Here is a 22,515-nt window from a genome sequence, read left to right on the forward strand (position 1 = left end):
TTTTGTTATCTCCCTTCTGCCTCTGCTTGTTCCATTCGTTTAATAATATTAGGGATTAAGCCACCGTCTTGAATAATTTCAAATAAATTATCGGGTACCTTGGGAATGTTGAATTTCTTGCCGTTGACTGTAACCGCTTGATTCATCTCGACAGTCAGGATGTCTCCTTCTTCGCAATTGTCGGGTATTTCCGCACTTTCAATCAGTAGCATTCCGTTGTTGATCGCATTTCTAAAGAAAATTCGCGCAAATGATTTAGCGATGATGCAGTAAACGCCATGCACATTAATCGCTTCAGCGGCCATTTCCCGTGATGATCCGCAGCCGAAATTTTTGCCAGCTACAATAATGTCTCCAGGGTGTACCTGGGAAGCAAATTCGGGACGAAGCGTTTCAAGGCAGTGCGAGCCCATTTCCTTTTTGTCGAGAATGACACCATGACGGCCGGCAATGATGGTATCCGTGTCAACGTCGTCCGGCAGTTTCCATACCTTGCCACCAAATTTCTTTTCCATAAAAATCTCCTCATCTCTTAGAATTTAATGTAATACAGCCCTTCAATGCGGAGTTGGCAACAGATTCTGCAGAAGCCAGGTAAACTTGGGAGTCTTTTGAACCATTACAACCGTTATAATTCCAGCAACTGGACGATAGCATCGTTTCGCCTTTACCGATAACACCTTTTGAAGTTGTTACGCAACTGGCGCATCCCGTGCTCAAAATCTGCGCACCGCTATCAATAAAGGTTTGAATTAACCCTTCGGAAATTGCCTGCTTATAAATCTCATTGGTTTGTGGTCCGATGGATAACCTCATTTGGATTGGGAGCCGTTTTCCTTTCAAAATCGCAGCCGCTTGTCTCAAATCCTCAATACTGCCTCCCGTACAGCCGCCGATGAAGCAGGCAGACAATGGAGATCCTTCCAATTCAGCTATGGTTTTCGATTGATGAATCGATCCAGGCAGAGCAGCCATAGGTTGCACGTCTCCTAGGTCATAGCTTTCTTGGCCAGGTCCTTGATAATCCATATGAATAAAAGCCGTCACTGCACCGCTTCTGGTAGCCAATTGGCAGAGGTCCGCGGTTTCATTCGGAGATAAGTCATTCAGTCCCTCTCCATAAAATTCAATAGCTTTATTAAGGTTCCTCAGCTCGTTCGATGCTAAAAATGAGAGCATAAAATCTTTAATGGACGCCCCTGGCTTCAGTTGACCAGTAATTTCAATGTGTATGGTCTCCGGGACTGCTAATTTCAGCTGGTCGGTTATACACACATTAAGCAATTCGGCAGGGTCCACGTGTACCCCGAGAGCCTTCTTTGCACCGAATATACTGTTGTGCTTGCCTGGCGAAACAACGATATCGCCTGGTTTTACATATTGATCCAGCAGAACGTGATAACTGATGCCTTGGGATTGGATAAATTTCAGTTCGTGCTTGCGAGCGAAATGAATGAGTTTCTTCTGAATTTCGGCCGATATGAAATTCCCTGCGGGAGTGTCAAAATAGAGCATCACGATTACCCGCTCAGGTGCCTCTAGCTGCTTTATATTTTCCAATTCATTTACAATATCCAATGATAAGCTGTCATTCAGAACGATATAGTTCGGTTCAATCACTGCAGTTCCCCCGGACTTTTCGTTCAAAATGGATTCGATCATCGTCATATCAAGCTAGCTCCTTTCCTAATTCCCTTATCTTCTCGGATATGATAGATCCCATTGCGCTTGTTCCAATCAGTGTGCTGCCTGATAAGTAGATGTCCTTTGTTGCGTATTTTTCATTTAGCACCCGTTTAACCGCTTTCTCAATGGCTTGACTTTCTTCTTCCAAACCAAAAGCAAAACGTAGCATCATAGCGCCTGATAAAATAGATCCGATCGGATTGGCGATATCTCTGCCTACAATGGAATAATCCTTATTGTGTATTTGGTTAGGTGTAAACAATCCTTTGCCTTGACGATTGAGCTCCGCTGACGGAAGTAAATTCGGTGTTCCTGCTAATGCGGAAATTTCATCCGAGAGGATATCTCCGAACATACCGGACGTTAGAACGACGTCATAGTTATGAGGATTGGTAATGACCTGCGCAGCGGCATCATCAATGTACTGATTCACCAGAGTTACATCCCGATAATCTGCGCTAACCTCCTGTACAACCTCACGCCACAATTTCGAACTCTCCAGGATGACCGCCTTATCCAAGCTTGTGACCTTTTTGCTACGCTGGCGGGCAAATTTAAAAGCAGCATGAGAGCTTGCTTTGATGATTTCCTCATTGTAATACTCTTCATCGACTGCCTCTTTACCGTATTGTCCGATGCCACGGTACTTTTTGGACATGAGCATACCTCCGGACAGGTCACGAAGCATAAGAATATTAAATCCCTCTCCAATGATGTTATTCTTTAGAGGGCTCAAATCCGCCAGCGATTTATAAACGGAAATCGGCCGCAGGTTTGTCGTAAGCTGTAGATTTTTCCGCAGCAGGGATAAGACATAGCTGGGACGCTTTTCTTGCGGTAACTCCGGATAACGGTCGAGCCAAAGGCTACCCAATAAAATCGCGCCGCTTTCTTGACATTGCCTCAAGCTCTTGTCAGGAAGGGGATCGCCGTACTTTTGAACAGCCTCGGTTCCGGCATCGCATCTCTCGAACTGAAAAGTATGATGAAATACGTTGCCGACTTCATTCATCACTTTGATTGTTTGATCAACGATTTCTTTGCCGATACCATCTCCATAAATAACTGAGATTTTATATGCCATCTACCCCATCTTCTCTTTTTGGTATTACGGAATAATGATTTTAATCATCCAAGACGTTCACCGTTATATTCCTTGGATTTGCTGGAAACATATAAGAGTTTGAATACACAGATTTAGTACAACGTTTTACTAAAAAATAAACAATACTAATTCCATTGCTAACATCTAAGACATTCGCCAACTTCCTTTCTAAAGATTCGGCCGAATTTTGGAATTGCAATCAAGTACAACGTTTTAGTATAACGTTGTACTTGATTGACAAATTCATTTTATATCAATAAAATGAGCAAATCAAGACCATATTTTATCTTTCACAAATGTTCACATTTATCGATAAGAAAGTATGGTCAATCATTTATGTTGGATTGGGGACTTTAAGATGGCTACAATGAAGGATGTTGCTAAATTGGCTGAGGTATCCGTTTCGACAGTTTCCATTGTCGTCAACGGCAAAGCGAAGGAACGGAATATTCCCTTGAAAACCTACAATAAAGTCATGAAAGCCATGGATGAATTGGGTTATCAGCCAAATGTCAGTGCAAGACGTCTACGCAATTTGGATCAGGCCAAGCCGATCATTGCCTTATATTGGACATTAGACGCCCGGACGAATATGCTAGCGGCACTGTTGGCGGGGATTCAGTCTGAATTAGAAAAGAAACACTTTGATTGCGAGCTTGTTATACGTATTTATACGAATGATCAATTCGCCAAAGATGCTAAAGAGATCATGAATAACACTTATAACGGAATTATTATAGGCGCTACTTCAGAAGCGGACCTTGCCTATTTGGAGTCATTATCACCCCGCATGCCGATCGTTCTGATTAATCGCCAGTCTAAAAAATTCTCCACAGTTTATGTTGATTCCCACGAAGTTGCGACAGAGGCGGTTTCCTTGCTTACGAAACAGTCGTTTGAGCGAATCGGAGTGGTGGCGGTGGAAAGTCCTTATGTTGCTTCCAGCCAGCGTATAACCGCTTTTCTTGAAGAGTGCGGGAAGCAGCATATTTCGGTCGACCAACGACACATCATTATGGCGCCAAATTCGCTTGCCGGCGGTGTTGCTGCAGCCGGGAGATATCTCCAAATGCCCGACCGGCCTAAGGCTATATTCTGCGAATCTGATACCATCGTTCTGGGAATGGTCCATCAGTTTAACTGTTTGAATATTAGTATTCCTGAAGAAGTTGCCATCATATCAATCGGGATGACTGGACCGGATGCCACCCAATATTCTACGCCGCCCATCACGGCCATCGATATTCCATCCGAGAAAATAGCCGCAGCAGCTATCTCTATACTTTATAAATCGTTATCCAAGAAGAACCTACATGAACGGTTGTTGCCTGTTCATCAAGAAATAGCTCCGACAACTTATGTTCGAGCATCATTTCCGTTACCGCCGGATGATGTCCTTAACTTTCCGAGGGCATGAAGGGCTGATCAAAGGCCCGTTCCTTGATTTTTGTAATCTCCTCTTTACTCTCAAGGTAAATGAAGTGCCTGTCTCTTTAAAATAAATGGAGCAGGCACTTTTTTTTGTGAAATGAACGCACCATGTTGAAACACATTTCAGCATGATGCTTTTTTTGCGAAAGAAGTTTCTTAAACCCACTGGGGAATCATAGCCGTTTTTTTTGAATCAACAGTAGGTCAATAAACAACCAGATTTATGAGCCTAGTGTAATGGAAATGCTTGACAGAAGTTATGATGAAGAATATTCTCGAATAGAAGTAACTACGGTAGCTACTAATACTTACTAATCAGTGTATATGGCGAGAAAGCTCTTTTTGGGGATGTTTCAAGCGGTTCCAGCCTCTATGATTTTAATTATAAAGGGGGTGTGTCTACCACAAGAGAGTGCATATATCTTTTGTACTTCTTGACGTGTAGACTCTGAATGGCAGTTTTAACGATGCTCAACCAGGTATTAGTACTATTTTTACTCATGGCTGTTGGATATGCCCTTGCCAAAAAAGGCGTAATCGACAAAAAAGGTTCCGATCAGATGACCACATTATTAAGTTATGTTGTGTTGCCATGCGCTATTTTGTATTCATTCCAGATGAAGTTCTTGAGCAGCATGTTGCGGAATTTCCTCATTATGTGTGTTATCACTTTTGGCATTCATGTTTTCAGTATTCTTGTTTCCACAATGATTTTCAACAAGAAGTTCGTGCCTGAAGATCAGAAAAGATGCGTTTTGCGCTTTTCCAGTACATATTCAAATTGTGGGTTTATGGGTTTTCCTCTGTTGGAGTCTCTTGGGGGGGAGCAATGGACTGTTTTATGGCTCAGCCTATAACAGTATTTACGGTTTGTTTATATGGACACACGGCTTTTTGCTTTATTCAGGTAAGACTGATAAAAAATCTATTATGAAAGCAATGTTAAATCCAAATATCATTGCGTCAATTATAGGTCTATTGCTTTACTGTTTTTCAATTTCATTGCCGAGCCCAATTTATCTGTCCGTCAAATACATTTCACAACTTAATACTGCCCTTTCCATGATTGTAATCGGTACGACAATGACCCAAATTTCATTTAGCAATTTATTTACCGACTTGTTTTCCTGGATTGGGGTTGCCATGAGAAACCTGGTTTTTCCCTTTGCTTTATTGTTTTTGCTATATGCATTAGGAGTAAGGGGCGAACTGCTGCTCTGCAGTTTAATACCGACAGCATGTCCCGTTGCCGGCTTTTCTGTACTGTTTTCCAAATTGACAGGCAAGGATGTTGTCTTCCCCTGTAAAGTTATGACCCTATCAACCCTTGCTAGTCTCATTACCATCCCTCTTATTCTTCAAGCAGCCAATTTTTTGTAGCATCAGCCTCCCGTTTCAAGGTCATCCGGATCCCCTGATTTTTTATTTAATGCTTCCCGCGAATTTTAATAATATAATTAATCTTCATTCAGAGCCTATTCTACTGCATTCCAGCGCATGATATATTGTCGCAAAGGGCGTAAAATCATATGCTCGATAACGATTATCAGGATAATACTCACCGCAGTCCAGGCAAATACTTTTGCCGTATCCATATTGACTCTTGCCAAAGCGAGGGAGTAGCCAATCCCCTTGTCGCTTCCTAGCAATTCGGCCATAATTGTAATTCGTACAGCCGAACCTACAGCCAGGGTGATTCCTGTGAGGATCGGAACAGCCAGGCCGGGAATAATAATATAAGCAAACAAGCCGATAACTTCACCTCTGTATAACTTGCAGGAAAAATCATTCAGAATGGTTTTTCCACCAAACTTCTTATTGATCGCATGAAATTCCAACAGTAGATTATCATTGATATCCTTTTGCTGCATAAGTTTACTTGGTAGCAACAAAAGTAATATGACCGTATAAGTCAGCATTGTCGTCGAATGTGCTGATCAATCTGAATAAATATTGCTTGCTGTCTTGATCCTGGCAGGCATTATTTAGAAGGTTAATGGTCCCCTCCCACCCTTCATCTACAATAAGTCCCTTTAGAGATAGCAGCGTCATGCTTCCCGTATTAACGTCAATTTTGCTGAATCCATTCTCGTTAAACAGTGCACTCCAGGCTGACTCCATCATGGGCTGAGCGTTGACATAAAGTACCTTCCGGAGATCGTTCAGTCGCGAACGGTTTTCCTCCTTCTCCGGGTCAAGCCGTACCAGCAAATCATGGGTTGCCAGTCGTCCCCCGGGTTTCAGAACTCTCATAAATTCTTTGAGGGCTTGGCGTTTCTGCTCCAGAGGAAGCATCGACAACATGGCTTCATTAACAACAACATCAAACGATTCATCCGCAAACGGAAGGGAAAGAGCATTTCCAAACTCAATATGAATGGAGTTTTCCAAACCATGGGTTTTGATGTTTTCCCGGGCTTTCAGCACACTTGGTTCATGAAGATCGATTCCGGTTACATTACAACCGTAGGTTTTGGCAATATGAATAGCTGTCGTCCCCATATTGGGAGCTACCTCAAGCAGCTTTGTATCAGGGGTGATTTGACACGCCTCCAGAATTCTTTCCGTTGCAGCTTTACCTCCTGGACGCAATCTAGTTTTACCCAGAGAGGCTAGAAATAGATGGGCGGACTTTTCATTAGCAGTTTTATTCATGTAGTGGCACCTCTTTGATTTAATTGATAATAATTATCATTATCATATTCGAAGTATAAGGTCTTACTATTAACATGATTGTGATTGGAATCACTAGATTCGTAAAAAAAAAGAGTATATTTCTATTAAATCGGTTAAACACCTTTATGTTGGACACCATATCTCTAACAATACAGTAATTGAGGAGCGAACAATATGACGAAATTCTATCAAGTATTAACCCCATATTATGATGAAATATTTCCTGCAAATGACAAGCAAATCAGCTTTCTATCCTCCTGCTTCCCAGCCGCCTCCACTCTGCTTGACGTGGGCGCAGGAACGGGCAACACTGCGATTGCTTTGACAAAGGCTGGCTATATCCTTACTGCAGCTGAACCCGAACAAAGCATGACCGTTAAGATTAAGGAAAAAGCAAACCGTGACCAGCTTCATATAAAAGTGATGCCAAACAGCATGCAGCAAATACCCCAGTTAAATGAAACGTTTGATGGTATTTATTGTATCGGCAACACTCTTGCCCATCTGGACAATTTCAATGAAATATGTACATTTCTTCAAGCTGCATATGACATGCTGAATGAACAGGGTAAGCTGGTCATTCAAACTGTAAATTTCGAGAATGTATTACGTCACCAAAAATATTCCTTCCCGCTGATACAAAAAGACACGTTTACATTTACTCGTAAGTATGAGCCTTTAGATCATAAAATCAGGTTTACTACAATTTTGGAAGATCACTCAGATACTCATTCAAATGCGATCCTTCTTTATCCTGTTACAAAAGCCCAACTTCAGAACGAGCTTCTGAATTGCGGATTTCATTCTATATCGGTATACGGTGATTATGGCAAGTCTCCCTATAGCATAGAATCACCAGCGCTCGTTATTATCGCATCCAAATAGGTGTCTTAATACTCATAATAAAAGATAAAACGGGATACTAACCCTAACGTATTATTGATAGCTATTATTGAACGCCACACAAAAATCAGAATAGCTGCTTGAAATAAAAAAAGGTTTGTACAATTATTTAAACAATTGTACAAACCTTTTTTTTGGTATGCCAGCGAGGAGGCGCGAAGCTCACGGTTCCCCACTCGATTGTGAGTCATACATCTCACTGCCCTATTTAAATAAATCCGGATACATTTCTTTCGCTAGAATCTCCATCCCGTCTATGGTGTTATAGCCATATCCGAACATATAATTGTAATCGACAGCATAAATTTGTTTGTTTTTGATCGCCTTCATACTCGATAGCTTGGAGTTGGCATAAAGCGCCTGTTTAATCGCATCAGGAGTAGTGCCACCGTTATTCGACCAATCTGGAATAATTAAGACATCTGGATCGGCATTAATCAAGGTTTCTACACTGACCTGTCCTGTTTCACCCTCAAAAATATTATTCAGCTTGACCATTTTCATCGAGTCATTAAAGAATGTCTCATCACCCGCGGCAAAAACATTAACTTCTTTTGGGTCACTCATATGCAAATAAGCAAATGTTTTATCCTCTTTGATGGCGGATAGTTTAGAAGTGATAGCTTCTTGTCTTCCCTTTAACTCCTTAATAAAGCTGTCTGCCTGCTCCTTCACATTGAAAATTTTGCCTACATTCTCAATGTCTTTATAGATGGATTCATACTTCCCCCCAGTAACGGAGGATTCAAGGACATAGGTTTTGACCCCCATACCGTTAAGCGTATCGACAGTTCCGACTCCCCAATCGGCATTATCAAACAAACCGCCCCGGCCAAATACCAGGTCAGGGCTGGTTCCCAAGGTCACTTCTTTACCCACGTAGCTATCGCTCAGTATATTCAATTTAGCGTATTGAGCTTCCACCGATTTGTCCGGTGCGCCGAAGTTTGCGCCCACCCCGGCAATTTTGTCAGCCAGTCCCAAATGCAACAACAATTCTGCAGCAGGTCTCGTGTTAGCCATAATCCGTTCAGGTGCTTTATCGAAAACCTGGTCTTTCTTCTCCCACGTTGTGCCGCCTTCCACCTTCGCATAGTTCTGGATGGTAACAGGATACTGGCTCTCGGCTGTGCCTTGTGGCTTGTCTGAACCGCTTTTCTCCGTGCTACCGCAAGCACTCAATATCAACATAAAGGTTAATAGAATCCCCAACAACACGTTCTTTTTCACAATCTTCCCCCCATTTATATTCCATAAGCAAACCCTAACCCCTTGGTCACAGGGTTAATATAAGTCTGGCACTTTACTTGATACAGCAACTCGATCGTTTCCGGCGTCAGAACCTCTTCAGGCGTACCGTGCGTGTACACCTCGCCATTTTTTATCGCATAGAGATAATCGCAATAATAGGCCGCCATTTCCAAATCATGAAGAGCTGCAAGTACACCTATGTTCAACTCTTTCACGCAGAATAAAATTTCAAGCTGATAGCGAATGTCCAAGTGGTTCGTGGGTTCATCCAAAATCATAAACCCGGGCTGTTGTGCAATTGTTCTTGCTAAAATAACCCTCTGCTTTTCACCGCCGGACAGCGATAAAAAACTGCGATTCCTGTATTCGAGCAAATTCGTTCTAGTTAATGCTTCCTCTACAATGTCATAATCCGCTTGTTTATCGGATTCCAGCATTTTTTTATGTGGCGTCCGCCCCAACATTACCATTTGCTGAACGGTTAGATCGAAATGCATTTCATTAAATTGGCTGACCACCCCCATTTGCTGGGATACTTTTTTTTCGGAGGTTTTCAGTACATCCATATCATCTAAAAAAACGGTGCCTTTCTGGGGCACTAAGCTTTTATAAATACTTTTTAGCAGCGTCGATTTCCCACAGCCATTCGGCCCTATCAGGCCCACGAACTGTTGATTTTTCACTCTTATGGAGACATTTTTAATGATTTCTTTTTTGCCGATCCTGATTTCCATTTGTTCCGCGGTTAATTCCATGCTGCTACCCTCCGAAATTGTACCCTTTTTTTACAATCATATAGATAAATAATGGAGAACCAATAACAGAAGTAATGATTCCGATGGGCAATTCGACATTATGAATGAGTGTTCTCGATAAAATATCCGACCATATTAGAAACAGTCCTCCTGACAGGAGCGTTCCTAGCATCAACCGCCTATGATCGGCGCTGAATATGCCTCTGGATATATGCGGGACGATAAGGCCTACAAAACCTATCATTCCGGCATAAGCAACCATGGTTCCTGTAATGAGGGCCGTAGCAATCATGTAAAACTTGCGATAAGCACTCAGATTAATGCCAAGCGTAATCGCAGACTCATCACCTAGCAGCATCGTATTCAATACCCGATGTTGAAAAAGGAACAAGATACAGCCAAGCAAAACCACGACCGCCAAAATCGGAACTTTCTCCCAGCTTGACGAAGCGAGACTGCCCATTGACCAGAACGTCACCGTCTTGATCCCATCGGCATTGTTGGCAAAATAGATGATCAAACTCGAAAATGCGCTGCACAAGGCACCAATGACTACTCCTGATAAAACCAGCTTCACCGATGTCGCCTTTCCTCCTATACTGGACAACACAAGCACGGCGACCGAAGTGATCATAGCGCCAACGAATGCACCGAAGGCCACACCAAACTGTGATAATAAAGCGCCGCTTCCAAACCCGACCAGAATGGCAAAGGTTGCTCCCAGCGAAGCTCCCGACGAAATACCAAGTATGTATGGATCAGCGAGCGGATTTTGAACTACCGCCTGCATTATGGTTCCGCACAAGGAAAGTCCCATTCCGATGAGAAGGGCGAAAATGACGCGCGGCATTCTAACTTGCAAAATAATATTTAAATAAGATTCGCTGTCGACTTGATGCAGTGAACCCCAATGGCCATTTGTCAATGTATGAACCATAATGTCCATGGCTTGTCCAAACGGAATATGGACTTGCCCGATCGATACGGAATAGACGGCAGATATTAGAATCAGGCATATTAAAAAAAGAATCATAACATAGTATAAACTGCCCATCCCTTTTGTAGTGTCTTTGCTGTTCAAGAATTCACCTCCCTGGTAAAATATAATATGTATACATGATATTGATTATCATTATCATGTACATACTACGCTATAATTTTCTTTAATTCAATTGGTTCTGCCCAAATTCAAATAGAAAGTGTCCCAAACAAAAGAACCCTGGTCGTGAAATCCCTTATGACCAAGGCTATATCATCTATAATAAAAAATGTTACAGATTTACAAAAGATATTAAGAATGATTCGCGGTTTCCCTTTTCTTGGATTGTGCACCAACGAATCCAACGATAGCGGCCGCAATGACCACAAACAAAAGCGTTCCGGCCAGGAAGAGATAGACGCCCATCCCAATGTGGCAATCAGCAAAGCGGCACTCTTGATACGAATCACATCCAATCGATGTAAAAACCAAGCCGGCCAACGGTCCAGCCAAGAGAGAAGCAAAAAGGATGCTGATGGTATATTCGAAGAAGGTTTTTTCTATCCAAACTATATCGCCAACAAATTAAAAGCACCTATTCAGGCTGAGAGGTTAATGATAAAACCTAAGGGTCTGTATGCGGTTATAAACCTTAGAGGACCTTATGAGACGATGTGTAAAACTTATATCGTTTTAAAAAATATATAAGGGACAATCGATTGGATATAGTTGAGCATGCTTACTCCGTGGACTTGCTCACTATTTCGCAGAAAGAAATCCAGATAACGATGTTATCCGAATTTCAGTGGGGGTTAAAAATGTTAGGTAAATAGCCTGTCCAGCAGCGCATAGACGAACATCCCCGCATTTTAAACAACACATCGGCGGCAAGTCTCGCTACCCATCACCAGAGCAGCGGCTTTCATTTTGCCTTAGAAGTATGGCGTCTTTGCTTATTATGCACATGCTCCACCGATGTTTAATTACATACCATTCGAGAGGAGATTCATTAGAATACAGTTCCAAAGTATTTTCAGCAAGTACAATGAATGAAATAATAAAAATATAAGCAGAAGCTCATTAGAGATGATATCTAATGAGCTTCTGCTTATAAAGTTTGATACCGGCGAGAGGACTCGAACCTCCACGGTTTCCCACTCGATTTTGAGTCGTGACTGCTACTGAGTCAGTAGCGGAAGCTAGGTCCAAGTAGAGGAATCCTCGACCCGCGAAAAGCCTTGATACATCAAGGTTTTTCGCGGTTTTTTTGATCTTTCTTAAGCCCAGCAAGGGTTCCGCCGCGAAACCAAAAAGATTTCTTTTTTGCACGTTGGGAAGAACTCAGAAAGAATCTGACAAGAACCAGCCCACTCCCTACCATTGACAACTTATCGGAGCAAAGCTCCAGGGAGGGTATTTCAAATGACCTACGCCAGAACTATCACTATTGCCAACCAAAAAGGCGGCACCGGAAAAACGACTTCTGCCTACAACCTTGCTCATGCTTTATCCCATGAAAATAAAAAGGTTTTGCTGGTTGATTTTGACCTGCAGGGTAATCTGAGCCTGTGCTTCGGAATTGAGCAGCCGGATCAACTGTCAGTCAGTATGTGCAATATTCTGGATGCTTTTATGAGCGATCACCTGCTTCCCGCGGAAGAAGAGTATCTGTATCACCAAGGTAACATTGATCCTATTCCCAGCAATATCGAATTATCGGTCACTGAGATCAATCTTCGAGATGAAATGGGTAGCGAGAAGACATTGGCAACATTACTGGAGCCCATGAAGAGTCATTACGATTATATTCTCATCGACACCAACCCGTCATTGGGTTTACTGACCATCAATGCTCTCGCGGCGAGTGACAGTGTATTAATTCCCGTTAACCCGCAGCTTTGGTCCGCCACTGGTCTTACTCAGCTGCTGAACATCATCGTGAAGGTGAAAAAACGGTGAAGTATCGCTTCACCTGCACTAATCTAAAGATTGCAGTTGCCGGTTGTGATCGCCGCATGGGGACAACGACAACTGCTATGAATCTTGTCTCCTGGATTAATGCGCACGGTGGAAGTGCTTGCTACGTGGAGGCCAATACAAATAATCACCTGGCTCAAATTATTCATTTATTCGAACCGGAGAAGATAGGAAATGCTTATGTATTAGAAGACAACGACCTTTATTTAACGAAGGAACTGAGTCGAGACTATAATGTAATTGTTCTGGATTGCGGTGTTCTTGGTGAACAGCGTATTCAAGAAGACTTTGCCGCGGCAGATATTCGCCTTCTTTGTGGATCTGCCATGCCATATGAGCTAGTGCGTTTTTATCGGGCTGTAGAACGGTGCAGAAGCATCACTGTACAGCCGCTTGGGTTATTCGTTCCAGCCAACTTGAAATCGTATATGCTTAAAACAATAGACTCGAATATTCTTTTTGGTGAAAGTTCACATGACTTGTTTGGTACACAAATCAATGATGAGCTTTACCGGAAGTTACTCGAAACACAAATCACTGGTTTAAGCACTCCCTCGTCTGTCCCAGCCCGAACGAAAGATGCTTAGCGGTTCACCTTCGTCTCGCGGGAAACACCTTTGACGAAATCGGTGAGTTACTTAGCCGCGCGCGTCAAACCTTCAGCATCTATTGGAAAACCTACCAACTCCAAGGGATCTTTACGAAAAACACCGGAAATATTTCCAATGAGCTCATACTCTGCTACAGTAATCATGTCTATTGATGAAAGGGTATCTCCGGTACGGCCTGTTCTAGCAGGTGTACAACGCCATGGGGATATCCTTTTTCCTTTGCTAGAGTACGGTCATTATATCCAGCAACTTCCGAACAGGCAAGCCCACCAGCTTCGCAGCGTTATGGTTCAACAGAAACAATAATAGGGTAAGAACTCGGGTTTAAAGAGTGTATATTCGATATCCCGCTTAATTTTTATCAGGAGTACTTTGTCATCTTTACCTACCATTGTCCAGCGGAAGACCACATAACATCAACCTCCTTGATTTTTCCAGAATTGCATCATCAAGATTAGAGTGATGTCGAGCTTCTTAACCCTGTACTAACGTAACCTTAAACACACTTCCTAAATGGGAACTTGTCTCCAATTCAACGGTTCCTTGGGAAAACGCAAGCAAATGCCTGACAATCGATAGACCTAAGCCAGCTCCGCCATTCCTACGTGCTCTTGACGAGTCGATTCGATAAAACCGCTCAAAAATCAGATCCCTTGACGAAGGGGGTATTCCCTTCCCCGTGTCCGAAACCCGGACCACAACCTGTCCATCTTCCTGCGATATCTGCAGTGAAACGTTCCCATTAGGACGATTATACCGGATGGCGTTGTCCAACAGATTTCGAAAGACCAGAAATAAGAAATTTTCTTCCCCCTTAACCAAAACATCGCAGGGTTCCATTAGATGAAGTGTCACCCCGTATTTGACTGCCATCGGTTCCATAAAAGATGTTGCTTCTGCAAGAATGTCGGCAAGTTCCACAACCTTGTCCTCGCTATGCTCTCGATCATACGTACCGTCAGCCAGCAGCAACAAATCCTCCGTTAATGACTCTAGGCGGGCAAGCGTACGCTCTGTTACCGCCCTGTAATCTCTCCATTCGCTTAGCTCAACGCCATCGCTGTCTCCTGTCACTTCAAGATTCGTACGCAGGATGGAAAGTGGCGTTCTTAATTCGTGCGCGGCTGCGGAAACGAAACGAGCCTGATGTTTAAAAGAGTGTTCCAGCCCATCAAGCATCGTATTGAATACGATTCCAAGCTTCTTCAATTCATCATGAAGTTGTTCAATCTCTAGACGTTGATTCAAAGTGGCTGCCGTTATTCCAGCAGCGGTTTCACTCATCCGTTTCACAGGCCTCAGAGTAATCGCTGCGATCCATTGTGCGCTCAGAACCATAACTCCTGATACGACCAGCAAGCTTATAAGTCGCCCCTGCATTTCGGGTAAGATCTTGTAAACAGTGATTAAAGACTCTATACCCACATATAGAGTAATCAAGATTCCCAAAAAAAGAACAGAAAACAGCGTCAATCTCGCACGCAGTGAAAGCCGATTCCATGGCCTCATGTCATTGCCTCTTTCTTTACAGCTTTGCTCAGAGCCCATTTATATCCAAAACCTTGAACGGTCTGAATATACTCTTCTCCTGCTTTTGGATCATGGTGCGAGAGTTTTTTGCGCAAAGAATTGATGTGAACCCGAACCGTTGAAGAAAGGGGGTCTGCATGGATATCCCAAACATGCTCAAGAAGCCTTTCCGACGAAATGATCTCGTGGGGATGCAGCATCAGATATTCGAGCAAACCAAATTCTTTTTTCGTTAATGAAATAAGAACATCCTCGAACCGGACTTCCTTTGTCTTCAAATCAAGGGTAAGCTGATCGAACTGCAGGACGGTGCTTTTCACGGATGAATTCCGACGAAGAAGCGCCCGTATGCGGGCAAGCAGCTCATTGAACATAAACGGTTTACGAAGGTAGTCATCCGCACCTGAATCGAGTCCTTCTTCTACCTCGTCCGGATGGTTGCGAGCTGTCAGCATGAGAATAAAAACATCGTTATGGTACGAGGACTGGCGAATTCGTTGACAAAGTGAAATACCATCTAGTTCCGGAAGATTGATATCAAGAAGAATCACATCATAATCATTGGTTTCTGCGAGTTCCCACCCAGTTAGCCCGTCAATAGCGATGTCCACTGCATAACCTTCTCTTCTTAAACCCTTGGCTAACGCACGTGAAAGGTCCTCCTCATCTTCGACAATGAGAATTCGCATATCACCACTCCCTTCTTCTATGACAATGAAAATAGAATATCACACATTATTCCGCGATACGAGGAAAATCATTCAGTCTTTCGAAGTCCACTTAACAAGGATTTAACATCGTAAACTTTATAATAAAATCAAACCTTTCCTCGAAGGAGGATACTTAACGAAATGGAAAAAAGGAGGAGTTCAATTGTTAATTGAAGTTGTATCCGCTGGTCCAGGGTGTTCAATTTGTCAAAAAGCGCTAAAGCTTGTTAAGCAAGTGGCGGTAGAATTTCCGCAAATCGAGACTCAGGAGTTGAGTGTGATTGATCATTTTGAACGTCTCCTGGAACTGAACATTTTCAGTGCTGGAGCGATTCTCATCAACGGGAAAACAGAATTTGTCTCTGTTCCCTCACTGCCTAAGCTCTATGAACGAGTGCATGAACTGCTCAACCATGAATCTGATCCACTAAACGAAAGGAGAAAATAATGGAGAACTTATATCAATTCACAATTACAGGTGGAATTTCAGCCGCTACCTATATCCTTGTGTTCATCGTCGGAATCGTTAGCGCGGTTTTGCCATGCTATATGCCTGTGCTTGCTATGTTTGCTGGTTATGCCCAGAAAGGAGCAGCTGGTGATAAAAGAAAAGCTGGTGTGATAGCTATCTACTTTATCTTGGGTATGGTTGTTACCTCGCTGTTGACTGGTTTGATCTTCGCGCTGCTCGGACACCAATTCCTGCCCTTTGTTGAGAAATATCGTTTGTTAACCTGGGCTCCCCCCCTCTTTGACATATTGGCCGGACTGCAATTGCTTGGTGTTACTTCATTCGCAATGCCTACCTTCCAAAAGCCGCTCAATCAGCCGGATCTCCATCAAAGCAACATGGCTGCTTTCAAGATAGGGATTCCTTATGGACTAATCATTTCACCCTGCGCAATTCCAATTTTTTTTGCGTTGATTAGCTATATCGCACTTCAGGGAAGTCCGCTTCACGGAGCGTTGCTCATGACTACCTATTCGTTGGGGAAAGGTCTGTTACTTGCAGCTGTTGCAATCTTTTCCATCTCCATTTTGCGTAAATTGTCAAAATGGAGCGGCCCTGTAAAGAAAATAGCCGGCTACCTCTCAATTGCACTTGGCATCGTTTTGCTGATTGTTGGGTTTCTAAAATAAATAGTAGGAGGAGAATCATTCATGTCATTGACACAAACGCTAGAAGAAATGAAACAACGATTTATCGCCCATTCGCCCCTAGAAGTCCAGGCTGAGATGTTCCGTTTGATCCGGGAGCAGCAGGAGTCGGGAATCCAGTACGGCGTGCAGGAAGGGCAGAAGGCAAAAGATTTTATGCTCAAAAATTCCATGGGGCTCCCCATCTACTTGTACGACGAACTGGTCAAAGGACCAGTCGTTCTAACCTTCTATCGCGGAGGTTGGTGTCCTTATTGCAACTCGCAGCTCCGGGCTTATCAGAAAGTGCTACCGGAGATTGAAGCGTTGGGTGCCAGGCTCATCGCCGTCAGCCCTCAAAGCCCAGACAATACGCTCTCCCATCAAGAGAAGGAAAATCTGCAGTTTCAGGTGCTGAGCGATACGAACGGTCTGGTGGCTGCTTTTTACAATATTTTGTACGATATACCACCATACATTCAGGAACTCATGACGAACTTGTTCAACATGAATTTGGCTGAATACAACGCGACTGATCGATGGATTCTTCCCATTCCTTCCACCTTCATGATTGATGAGTCGGGCATAATCCGTTCCGCATATGTTAATCCGGATTTTATGAAGCGCTTGGCTCCAGAGGATATTCTGGATGAGTTAAGGAAGTTGTGAACTGACATCGATACGACTCAAGGCATCGAGCAGATGCTATTATACTGTAAACATAAAATATTAGACTAATCCATTATAAGTACCAATTGCGGACCTGGAATTGATTGAGAGCGGGAGGCACAACGGATGTAGTAGCTGTGCCTCTCGCTATTTCCTTTGCTGCGACACGGGTAATTTTCCGCTCGCGCCGTGAACGGCTTCAGCTGTCCAGCGCTGGTATGTCGCCGGTTCCTGGCCGCAGGCGGCCCACTTTTTACCACAAAGTGATTGCTTTGTCCCTATTCTTTTGCTTTTACAGGCAACGCTTAATCAACAAGATATGATGATTTACGAATAATTACGGTTAATAACCTTGATAAATGTGTTCTAATGAATAGGAGGCTCAGCCATTCAAATTGAATAGTACAGAGCTAATGAGGGGAGTTTCATATGGCGCTGCCATCGTTGAACAAATCAGTCAAAACAACATTTTTTTTATTTCGCACAGTACGGGCCAAAACGCTGGCCACCTTGCTTCCGGCAGTTATCTTGACGCTGATTTCCATTACAGAATTTTCCTATTTGTACTCCGATAAAAGTATCCAGGACCAGATCCAGCAGCGGATGAATTCCCAGTTAAGCGATGTTACGGGACAAATCGCTTCCCGTTTAAATGATAGTAGTAAGCTTCCAAAAGTTATGGCGAGCATGATTGCGGAGCAGTCCACTTCGTTTACCCAGAATCAATATGAAGCCATGTTGAACCGTACAATTTCCAGCAATCCCGAAATTACGGGCATGGGCGTATTTTTTGAATCCCAGCGGTACGACCCTATGAGCAAATATTTTTCAGCCTACGTCTATCGCAATGCGGGAGAACTGGTAGCCTCTAATCAATTCAACGATCCCGCCTACGATTATCATACACAGAGCTGGTACAGTGATTACAAGACGCAAGCAGGCATAACATCTCCTTATTATGATGACATTATGGACATGACGGTGGTCACCTTTTCGGTACCCTTTTTTGATCAAAACGATACCTTGATGGGTTTGGTGACCGGAAATATGAATTTGGAAACAATTCAGCAATATGTTAAAAATACCGAGGTGGGCGCTGAAGGCTGGGCGACTCTTTATGATGGACAAGGCAACTATTTGGCAGGACCGGACGCCGACAAAGTGATGACAATAAAGCTGCCGGACGAGCCCAATTCCGAACTTGCAAGCCTGGCCAATGAAATGTTGGACAGAAGCAGTGGTATGTTGGCTTATACGGACGGAAGCGAAAGCTATCGCGTTTTCTATCAGAAGCTGGATGGGCTCGGGTGGCTATTAACGCTGACTGTTCCCGAAAGCGAACTGTTTCATCCGCTAAATTCATTACTCCTTTGGATTTCCGTCATTTCGATTTCTGGGCTGGCAGTTATGATATTCTCTATTCTGCTCCACAGTGTCATAATTACGCGTAATCTGCAAAAGGTGAACGCCTTATCCAAAAGATTGGAAAACGGCGATTTAACCTTAGAATTGATATCCCGGGCAGAGACGAATTTGCGTCTATGGCGGGTAATCTTAACGTTATGATTGCAAAGTTGAGGGAATTATTGTCTAAAATCGGGGGAAGCTCTCTTCATATCGCTTCTGCGTCAGAGCAGCTCAGCGCTAGTTCTGACGAATGCAGCAAGGTAACGGAAAACGTCGTTAACGCTATCCATGAGGTCGCTTTCGGTTCTGATTCACAGATGCAGTCGATGGAAGAGACTGTTATTTCCATGGAAGCTATGTCTGCCGAAGTTGAAGAGATTGTAGATAATGCCTTGACCTCATCGCAAGTAATGACCAAAATGACGGAACGGGCCAATTACGGTGGAACGCAAATGAAGGAAGCGGCCTTATTCCTGCAGGAACTGGAGCGGGACAATGCTGCTACCTCAAAAGTGATCGCCCAATTGGAGCAGTGTTCCGGCGAAATTGACCAAATCGTTCATTTTATTAGCGAGATCAGCAGCCAAACCAACCTGTTATCGTTGAATGCATCCATTGAAGCGGCACGTGCGGGGGAACATGGCAAAGGGTTTGCCGTAGTAGCGAACGAAGTGAAAAAACTGGCCGAACATGCAAAAGAGGCTGCTCAAAGAATCGGCAGCCTTATTGGAGAAGTTCAGGCGGGGAGTGAAAATGCTTCTCACGCAATGGCTGCAAGCAGCAAAAAGGTAGCCGAGGGAGCAGCTTTGGCTGCGGAAGCTGAGGCTATCTTCGCGAAGATCACGTTTGGCTTGTCTGGTATCAGCGCCCAAAATAATCAAATATACGTATCCTCACAGACTTTGATGGCAGGAACGGAGCAAATTAACGCTGCCGTGGATCAACTCACCGGTATTGCCAAAAATACAGTGGAACACGCCGGGAAGGTTGCAGGCGCTTCCGAGGAGCCAAAATACCCAAAATTCAGGTTATCGCCTACCTCCAATCATTGATGCATTCACCACAGTTGCATCACGAAAATAACTTTAACACATTAACGCATTGAACCGACGTCTTTACTATGATATAATTATGGTGTCAATGGTTGAGAGGTGGGCTGCTAACCAAAGGAGGATCAGGTATGATCGCAGGCCACTTACAAGAAAAAAAAGGCCTTTTCTATATCGTCTTAAACTGTCAGACGAAAACCAAAGTGGATTCCTACCGGACTAAAGATAAAGGGCAACAAAAAAAAAGCCGAAATCTTACTTCAAGAAGCTAGAAAAAATCATCACCTGGAGGAACAAGCGCTAACAGAAGAAGTTGAAAAACATACCGTAGAAGCAAAAGCAGCCGCATCATCTGATGAAGACAAAAGGCTGTTCGCAGACTTCATGCTGCAATGGTTGGAGATGATGAAGAACAGTATCGAACTTATTACCTACATCTCCTATTCAAACGCTGTAAAAGGCCGCGTAGAGCCCTATTTCCGTGAAAAAGGGATCATACTTGAGGATTTGACTACAGAGGACATACAGACATATTACACTCACGAGATGAATGTACGAGGTGTAAGTGCTAATACCGTTATTTCATTACCATGCCAATATCCGTAAAGCCCTTCAGTACGCAATGAAAACAAAGCTGATTGTAGCGAATCCCGCTGCTCTTGTGGAACGTCCAAAAAAGAATAACTATGTAGCGAGCTTTTACAACGCCGAAGAACTGAATCAGCTTTTGGCAGTAATCCGTGGCGAAAAAATTGAACTTGCCATCATTCTTGCTTCTTTTTACGGATTAAGACGAAGTGAAGTGGTTGGTTTAAAATGGTCTGCGATTGATTTAATTAACCGAACCATTACAATCAAGCATACCGTTACTTCCGGCACATTAAACGGTAAATTCATTGAAATTGCAAAAGATCGTACCAAGAACAAAGCGAGTCGCCGCACACTACCGCTAGTGGACACGTTCTATGAACTACTGATCCGTATTAAGGAACAACAAGAAACTGATCGCTTATCATATGGAAATAATTACTGCACAGACTACCTGGAGTATATTTATGTCGATGCATTAGGCCAACGCATTAAGCCTGGCTACATTACGCAGCATTTTCCCATTCTGCTGGAGAGACACGGTTTTAGGCACATTCGGTATCACGATCTCCGTCATAGCTGCGCCAGTCTGTTACTTGCCAGCGGCGTAGGCATGAAAGAAGTTCAGAAATGACTGGGGCATTGTGGTTACGCAACAACGGCAAATATTTATTCACATCTGGAATGCAACTCGAAGGTACCTTCAGCTCAAGCAATGAGTAGGGTACTAAAACTCAAATAAAAAAAGCTCATCAGAGAATGTCTCTAATGAACTCTTTTAGCTAATACCGGCGAGAGGACTCGAACCTCCACGGTTTCCCACTCGATTTTGAGTCGAGCGCGTCTGCCATTCCGCCACGCCGGCATATTCAAATTATGGAGGCGCCACCCAGATTTGAACTGGGGAATAAAGCTTTTGCAGAGCTTTGCCTTACCACTTGGCTATGGCGCCAGAGTATATCAAAGCGGACGACGGGAATCGAACCCGCGACCCTCGCCTTGGCAAGGCGATGCTCTACCGCTGAGCCACGTCCGCATGAAAATGGCTGGGGATATAGGATTTGAACCTATGCATGACGGAGTCAAAGTCCGTTGCCTTACCGCTTGGCTAATCCCCAAAACTAAAGGGCGGCCGATGGGGCTTGAACCCACGAATGCCGGAGTCACAGTCCGGTGCGTTAACCACTTCGCCACGACCGCCGCAAGTAATGAATATTTGGCAGGGGCAGCAGGAATTGAACCCACACCAACGGTTTTGGAGACCGTTGTTCTACCTTTAAACTATGCCCCTATAAAACTGGTGGAGGATGATGGATTCGAACCACCGAACCCGTAAGGGAGCAGATTTACAGTCTGATGCGTTTGGCCACTTCGCTAATCCTCCACAGTGGTGCCGGCGAGAGGACTTGAACCCCCAACCTACTGATTACAAGTCAGTTGCTCTACCAATTGAGCTACACCGGCAAAAAATATTCATTTAAAAGTGGCTCGGGACGGAATCGAACCGCCGACACGAGGATTTTCAGTCCTCTGCTCTACCGACTGAGCTACCGAGCCTTATTATAAGGCTCTTCTTTAAAGAAAGTATTACTAATGGCGGAACTGACGGGATTCGAACCCGCGATCTCCTGCGTGACAGGCAGGCATGTTAGGCCTCTACACCACAGTTCCATAATAAAGTTAATTGATTGCGGGGGCAGGATTTGAACCTGCGACCTTCGGGTTATGAGCCCGACGAGCTACCGAACTGCTCCACCCCGCGACAGTAATAAATATTAATTTTTCAAATGGTGGAGGCTGAGGGGATCGAACCCCCGACCCTCTGCTTGTAAGGCAGATGCTCTCCCAGCTGAGCTAAGCCTCCACAATTGGAACACTTCTAATATGATACCACAACGAACTTTTTATTTCAAGCTCCTTATGGATTTTTTTATGACCCGTAGGGGATTCGAACCCCTGTTACCTCCGTGAAAGGGAGGTGTCTTAACCCCTTGACCAACGGGCCATGCAACAAAATAATTCTGGCGGAGAGAGAGGGATTCGAACCCTCG

The 22,515-nt window shown here is 43.8% G+C and carries 24 protein-coding genes and 13 tRNA genes; 14 read left to right on the plus strand and 23 right to left on the minus strand.

Annotated elements, in window-relative coordinates; translation table 11 throughout:
- Positions 1-5 precede the first annotated feature (5 nt).
- The 3 genes from KQI_RS0110590 to leuB are packed head-to-tail and all read right to left on the minus strand — an operon-like array spanning position 6 to position 2,770.
- Positions 6-515, minus strand: coding sequence for a LeuD/DmdB family oxidoreductase small subunit (locus tag KQI_RS0110590; protein ID WP_010346759.1), 510 nt, complete (start codon positions 513-515; stop codon positions 6-8).
- Positions 516-525: 10 nt separating this feature from the next.
- Entirely contained in the window at positions 526-1,668 is a 1,143-nt protein-coding gene (locus KQI_RS0110595) for an aconitase family protein (RefSeq protein WP_010346760.1), read from the minus strand.
- A 1-nt stretch (position 1,669) separates the two neighbouring features.
- On the minus strand, positions 1,670-2,770 hold the full coding sequence (leuB, locus tag KQI_RS0110600; protein ID WP_010346761.1) for a 3-isopropylmalate dehydrogenase: 1,101 nt from the start codon (positions 2,768-2,770) through the stop codon (positions 1,670-1,672).
- 379 nt (positions 2,771-3,149) lie between these two features.
- Here leuB and KQI_RS0110605 point away from each other — a divergent pair, with 379 nt between their 5' ends.
- The 3 genes from KQI_RS0110605 (at position 3,150) to KQI_RS27855 (ending at position 5,602) form a co-directional block, all read left to right on the plus strand.
- Positions 3,150-4,208, plus strand: a complete 1,059-nt coding sequence (locus KQI_RS0110605) for a substrate-binding domain-containing protein (protein WP_010346762.1) — start codon at positions 3,150-3,152, stop codon at positions 4,206-4,208.
- A 466-nt stretch (positions 4,209-4,674) separates the two neighbouring features.
- Entirely contained in the window at positions 4,675-5,079 is a 405-nt protein-coding gene (locus tag KQI_RS27410; protein ID WP_080572132.1) for an AEC family transporter, read from the plus strand.
- Positions 5,039-5,602: an AEC family transporter gene (locus tag KQI_RS27855; protein WP_080572133.1), complete on the plus strand. Its 564-nt coding sequence runs from the start codon at positions 5,039-5,041 to the stop codon at positions 5,600-5,602. Before KQI_RS27410 ends, KQI_RS27855 begins: the two co-directional genes overlap by 41 nt.
- A gap of 95 nt (positions 5,603-5,697) precedes the next feature.
- On the opposite strand, the gene KQI_RS26785 is transcribed toward KQI_RS27855, so the two are convergent.
- Positions 5,698-6,093 (minus strand): ABC transporter permease, encoded by a 396-nt coding sequence (locus KQI_RS26785; protein ID WP_010346763.1) that lies wholly within the window; start codon positions 6,091-6,093, stop codon positions 5,698-5,700.
- A gap of 4 nt (positions 6,094-6,097) precedes the next feature.
- The gene (locus KQI_RS0110620; RefSeq protein ID WP_010346764.1) at positions 6,098-6,877 is read right to left on the minus strand and encodes an SAM-dependent methyltransferase; all 780 of its coding nucleotides are present in this window, start codon (positions 6,875-6,877) and stop codon (positions 6,098-6,100) included.
- Positions 6,878-7,072: 195 nt separating this feature from the next.
- On the opposite strand from KQI_RS0110620, the gene KQI_RS0110625 reads away from it, so the two are divergent.
- A complete protein-coding gene (locus KQI_RS0110625) occupies positions 7,073-7,783 on the plus strand; it encodes a class I SAM-dependent methyltransferase (RefSeq protein ID WP_010346765.1) in 711 nt (236 codons plus the stop codon).
- A gap of 222 nt (positions 7,784-8,005) precedes the next feature.
- On the opposite strand, the gene KQI_RS0110630 is transcribed toward KQI_RS0110625, so the two are convergent.
- The 3 genes from KQI_RS0110630 to KQI_RS0110640 are packed head-to-tail and all read right to left on the minus strand — an operon-like array spanning position 8,006 to position 10,861.
- Positions 8,006-9,031: an ABC transporter substrate-binding protein gene (locus KQI_RS0110630; RefSeq protein WP_010346766.1), complete on the minus strand. Its 1,026-nt coding sequence runs from the start codon at positions 9,029-9,031 to the stop codon at positions 8,006-8,008.
- 14 nt (positions 9,032-9,045) lie between these two features.
- Complete coding sequence (locus tag KQI_RS0110635; RefSeq protein WP_010346767.1) at positions 9,046-9,807, minus strand: ABC transporter ATP-binding protein; 762 nt, start codon at positions 9,805-9,807, stop codon at positions 9,046-9,048.
- A gap of 4 nt (positions 9,808-9,811) precedes the next feature.
- Positions 9,812-10,861: a FecCD family ABC transporter permease gene (locus KQI_RS0110640; protein ID WP_411830924.1), complete on the minus strand. Its 1,050-nt coding sequence runs from the start codon at positions 10,859-10,861 to the stop codon at positions 9,812-9,814.
- Positions 10,862-11,044: 183 nt separating this feature from the next.
- Here KQI_RS0110640 and KQI_RS0110645 point away from each other — a divergent pair, with 183 nt between their 5' ends.
- The 3 genes from KQI_RS0110645 (at position 11,045) to KQI_RS0110655 (ending at position 13,350) form a co-directional block, all read left to right on the plus strand.
- Positions 11,045-11,494 (plus strand): hypothetical protein, encoded by a 450-nt coding sequence (locus KQI_RS0110645; protein ID WP_138984805.1) that lies wholly within the window; start codon positions 11,045-11,047, stop codon positions 11,492-11,494.
- Between the two features lie 714 nt (positions 11,495-12,208).
- Positions 12,209-12,745 (plus strand): ParA family protein, encoded by a 537-nt coding sequence (locus KQI_RS26790; protein ID WP_010346771.1) that lies wholly within the window; start codon positions 12,209-12,211, stop codon positions 12,743-12,745.
- Positions 12,742-13,350: a hypothetical protein gene (locus tag KQI_RS0110655; protein WP_010346772.1), complete on the plus strand. Its 609-nt coding sequence runs from the start codon at positions 12,742-12,744 to the stop codon at positions 13,348-13,350. The genes KQI_RS26790 and KQI_RS0110655 overlap by 4 nt, the downstream gene beginning before the upstream one ends.
- A gap of 498 nt (positions 13,351-13,848) precedes the next feature.
- Here KQI_RS0110655 and KQI_RS0110670 read toward each other — a convergent pair whose 3' ends face one another.
- Positions 13,849-14,883 carry a sensor histidine kinase gene (locus KQI_RS0110670; RefSeq protein ID WP_010346773.1) on the minus strand — a complete coding sequence of 345 codons (1,035 nt, stop codon included), beginning with the start codon at positions 14,881-14,883 and terminating at the stop codon, positions 13,849-13,851.
- The gene (locus tag KQI_RS0110675) at positions 14,880-15,593 is read right to left on the minus strand and encodes a response regulator transcription factor (RefSeq protein ID WP_010346774.1); all 714 of its coding nucleotides are present in this window, start codon (positions 15,591-15,593) and stop codon (positions 14,880-14,882) included. Before KQI_RS0110675 ends, KQI_RS0110670 begins: the two co-directional genes overlap by 4 nt.
- Positions 15,594-15,777: 184 nt before the next feature.
- Here KQI_RS0110675 and KQI_RS0110680 point away from each other — a divergent pair, with 184 nt between their 5' ends.
- The 7 genes from KQI_RS0110680 (at position 15,778) to KQI_RS28980 (ending at position 21,098) form a co-directional block, all read left to right on the plus strand.
- Positions 15,778-16,062 (plus strand): thioredoxin family protein, encoded by a 285-nt coding sequence (locus KQI_RS0110680; protein WP_010346776.1) that lies wholly within the window; start codon positions 15,778-15,780, stop codon positions 16,060-16,062.
- A complete protein-coding gene (locus tag KQI_RS0110685) occupies positions 16,062-16,754 on the plus strand; it encodes a cytochrome c biogenesis CcdA family protein (protein WP_010346777.1) in 693 nt (230 codons plus the stop codon). Before KQI_RS0110680 ends, KQI_RS0110685 begins: the two co-directional genes overlap by 1 nt.
- A 21-nt stretch (positions 16,755-16,775) precedes the next feature.
- A complete protein-coding gene (locus KQI_RS0110690; protein ID WP_010346778.1) occupies positions 16,776-17,420 on the plus strand; it encodes a peroxiredoxin-like family protein in 645 nt (214 codons plus the stop codon).
- Positions 17,421-17,849: 429 nt separating this feature from the next.
- Positions 17,850-18,986, plus strand: coding sequence for a cache domain-containing protein (locus tag KQI_RS0110695; RefSeq protein ID WP_010346779.1), 1,137 nt, complete (start codon positions 17,850-17,852; stop codon positions 18,984-18,986).
- The gene (locus KQI_RS0110700) at positions 18,935-19,879 is read left to right on the plus strand and encodes a methyl-accepting chemotaxis protein (RefSeq protein ID WP_411830925.1); all 945 of its coding nucleotides are present in this window, start codon (positions 18,935-18,937) and stop codon (positions 19,877-19,879) included. The genes KQI_RS0110695 and KQI_RS0110700 overlap by 52 nt, the downstream gene beginning before the upstream one ends.
- 402 nt (positions 19,880-20,281) lie before the next feature.
- Complete coding sequence (locus KQI_RS29800) at positions 20,282-20,482, plus strand: tyrosine-type recombinase/integrase (RefSeq protein WP_411830926.1); 201 nt, start codon at positions 20,282-20,284, stop codon at positions 20,480-20,482.
- Positions 20,442-21,098, plus strand: a complete 657-nt coding sequence (locus KQI_RS28980; protein WP_241763892.1) for a site-specific integrase — start codon at positions 20,442-20,444, stop codon at positions 21,096-21,098. The genes KQI_RS29800 and KQI_RS28980 overlap by 41 nt, the downstream gene beginning before the upstream one ends.
- A 152-nt stretch (positions 21,099-21,250) precedes the next feature.
- Here the strand turns inward: KQI_RS28980 and KQI_RS0110710 are convergent.
- The 13 genes from KQI_RS0110710 to KQI_RS0110770 all read right to left on the minus strand — a co-directional run bounded on the left by KQI_RS0110710 (position 21,251) and on the right by KQI_RS0110770 (position 22,469).
- Positions 21,251-21,329, minus strand: a tRNA-Leu gene (locus tag KQI_RS0110710).
- A 12-nt stretch (positions 21,330-21,341) separates the two neighbouring features.
- Positions 21,342-21,416: transfer RNA gene (locus KQI_RS0110715), tRNA-Cys, on the minus strand.
- A 12-nt stretch (positions 21,417-21,428) separates the two neighbouring features.
- Positions 21,429-21,500 (minus strand) — tRNA-Gly (locus tag KQI_RS0110720).
- Positions 21,501-21,507: 7 nt separating this feature from the next.
- A tRNA-Gln gene (locus KQI_RS0110725) sits at positions 21,508-21,582 on the minus strand.
- A 9-nt stretch (positions 21,583-21,591) separates the two neighbouring features.
- Positions 21,592-21,664 (minus strand) — tRNA-His (locus KQI_RS0110730).
- Positions 21,665-21,681: 17 nt separating this feature from the next.
- Positions 21,682-21,755: transfer RNA gene (locus KQI_RS0110735), tRNA-Trp, on the minus strand.
- A 7-nt stretch (positions 21,756-21,762) separates the two neighbouring features.
- Positions 21,763-21,848, minus strand: a tRNA-Tyr gene (locus tag KQI_RS0110740).
- A gap of 4 nt (positions 21,849-21,852) precedes the next feature.
- A tRNA-Thr gene (locus KQI_RS0110745) sits at positions 21,853-21,928 on the minus strand.
- Positions 21,929-21,948: 20 nt separating this feature from the next.
- Positions 21,949-22,021: transfer RNA gene (locus KQI_RS0110750), tRNA-Phe, on the minus strand.
- A gap of 37 nt (positions 22,022-22,058) precedes the next feature.
- Positions 22,059-22,135: transfer RNA gene (locus KQI_RS0110755), tRNA-Asp, on the minus strand.
- A 17-nt stretch (positions 22,136-22,152) separates the two neighbouring features.
- Positions 22,153-22,226, minus strand: a tRNA-Met gene (locus tag KQI_RS0110760).
- A gap of 26 nt (positions 22,227-22,252) precedes the next feature.
- A tRNA-Val gene (locus KQI_RS0110765) sits at positions 22,253-22,328 on the minus strand.
- 69 nt (positions 22,329-22,397) lie between these two features.
- A tRNA-Glu gene (locus KQI_RS0110770) sits at positions 22,398-22,469 on the minus strand.
- Between the last annotated feature and the right edge of the window lie 46 nt (positions 22,470-22,515).

Origin of the sequence: Paenibacillus peoriae KCTC 3763 (genome assembly GCF_000236805.1) — a bacterium.
GTDB classification, from domain to species: Bacteria; Bacillota; Bacilli; order Paenibacillales; family Paenibacillaceae; genus Paenibacillus; species Paenibacillus peoriae.

Coding starts and splice junctions, on each gene's coding strand:
- KQI_RS0110590 (WP_010346759.1), bottom strand. CDS start 515: ATGGAAAAGAAATTTGGTGGCAAGGTATGGAAACTGCCGGACGACGTT.
- KQI_RS0110595 (WP_010346760.1), bottom strand. CDS start 1,668: ATGACGATGATCGAATCCATTTTGAACGAAAAGTCCGGGGGAACTGCA.
- leuB (WP_010346761.1), bottom strand. CDS start 2,770: ATGGCATATAAAATCTCAGTTATTTATGGAGATGGTATCGGCAAAGAA.
- KQI_RS0110605 (WP_010346762.1), top strand. CDS start 3,150: ATGGCTACAATGAAGGATGTTGCTAAATTGGCTGAGGTATCCGTTTCG.
- KQI_RS27410 (WP_080572132.1), top strand. CDS start 4,675: ATGGCAGTTTTAACGATGCTCAACCAGGTATTAGTACTATTTTTACTC.
- KQI_RS26785 (WP_010346763.1), bottom strand. CDS start 6,093: ATGCAGCAAAAGGATATCAATGATAATCTACTGTTGGAATTTCATGCG.
- KQI_RS0110620 (WP_010346764.1), bottom strand. CDS start 6,877: ATGAATAAAACTGCTAATGAAAAGTCCGCCCATCTATTTCTAGCCTCT.
- KQI_RS0110625 (WP_010346765.1), top strand. CDS start 7,073: ATGACGAAATTCTATCAAGTATTAACCCCATATTATGATGAAATATTT.
- KQI_RS0110635 (WP_010346767.1), bottom strand. CDS start 9,807: ATGGAATTAACCGCGGAACAAATGGAAATCAGGATCGGCAAAAAAGAA.
- KQI_RS0110640 (WP_411830924.1), bottom strand. CDS start 10,861: ATGGGCAGTTTATACTATGTTATGATTCTTTTTTTAATATGCCTGATT.
- KQI_RS0110645 (WP_138984805.1), top strand. CDS start 11,045: ATGACCAAGGCTATATCATCTATAATAAAAAATGTTACAGATTTACAA.
- KQI_RS26790 (WP_010346771.1), top strand. CDS start 12,209: ATGACCTACGCCAGAACTATCACTATTGCCAACCAAAAAGGCGGCACC.
- KQI_RS0110670 (WP_010346773.1), bottom strand. CDS start 14,883: ATGAGGCCATGGAATCGGCTTTCACTGCGTGCGAGATTGACGCTGTTT.
- KQI_RS0110675 (WP_010346774.1), bottom strand. CDS start 15,593: ATGCGAATTCTCATTGTCGAAGATGAGGAGGACCTTTCACGTGCGTTA.
- KQI_RS0110685 (WP_010346777.1), top strand. CDS start 16,062: ATGGAGAACTTATATCAATTCACAATTACAGGTGGAATTTCAGCCGCT.
- KQI_RS0110690 (WP_010346778.1), top strand. CDS start 16,776: ATGTCATTGACACAAACGCTAGAAGAAATGAAACAACGATTTATCGCC.
- KQI_RS0110695 (WP_010346779.1), top strand. CDS start 17,850: ATGGCGCTGCCATCGTTGAACAAATCAGTCAAAACAACATTTTTTTTA.
- KQI_RS29800 (WP_411830926.1), top strand. CDS start 20,282: ATGAAGAACAGTATCGAACTTATTACCTACATCTCCTATTCAAACGCT.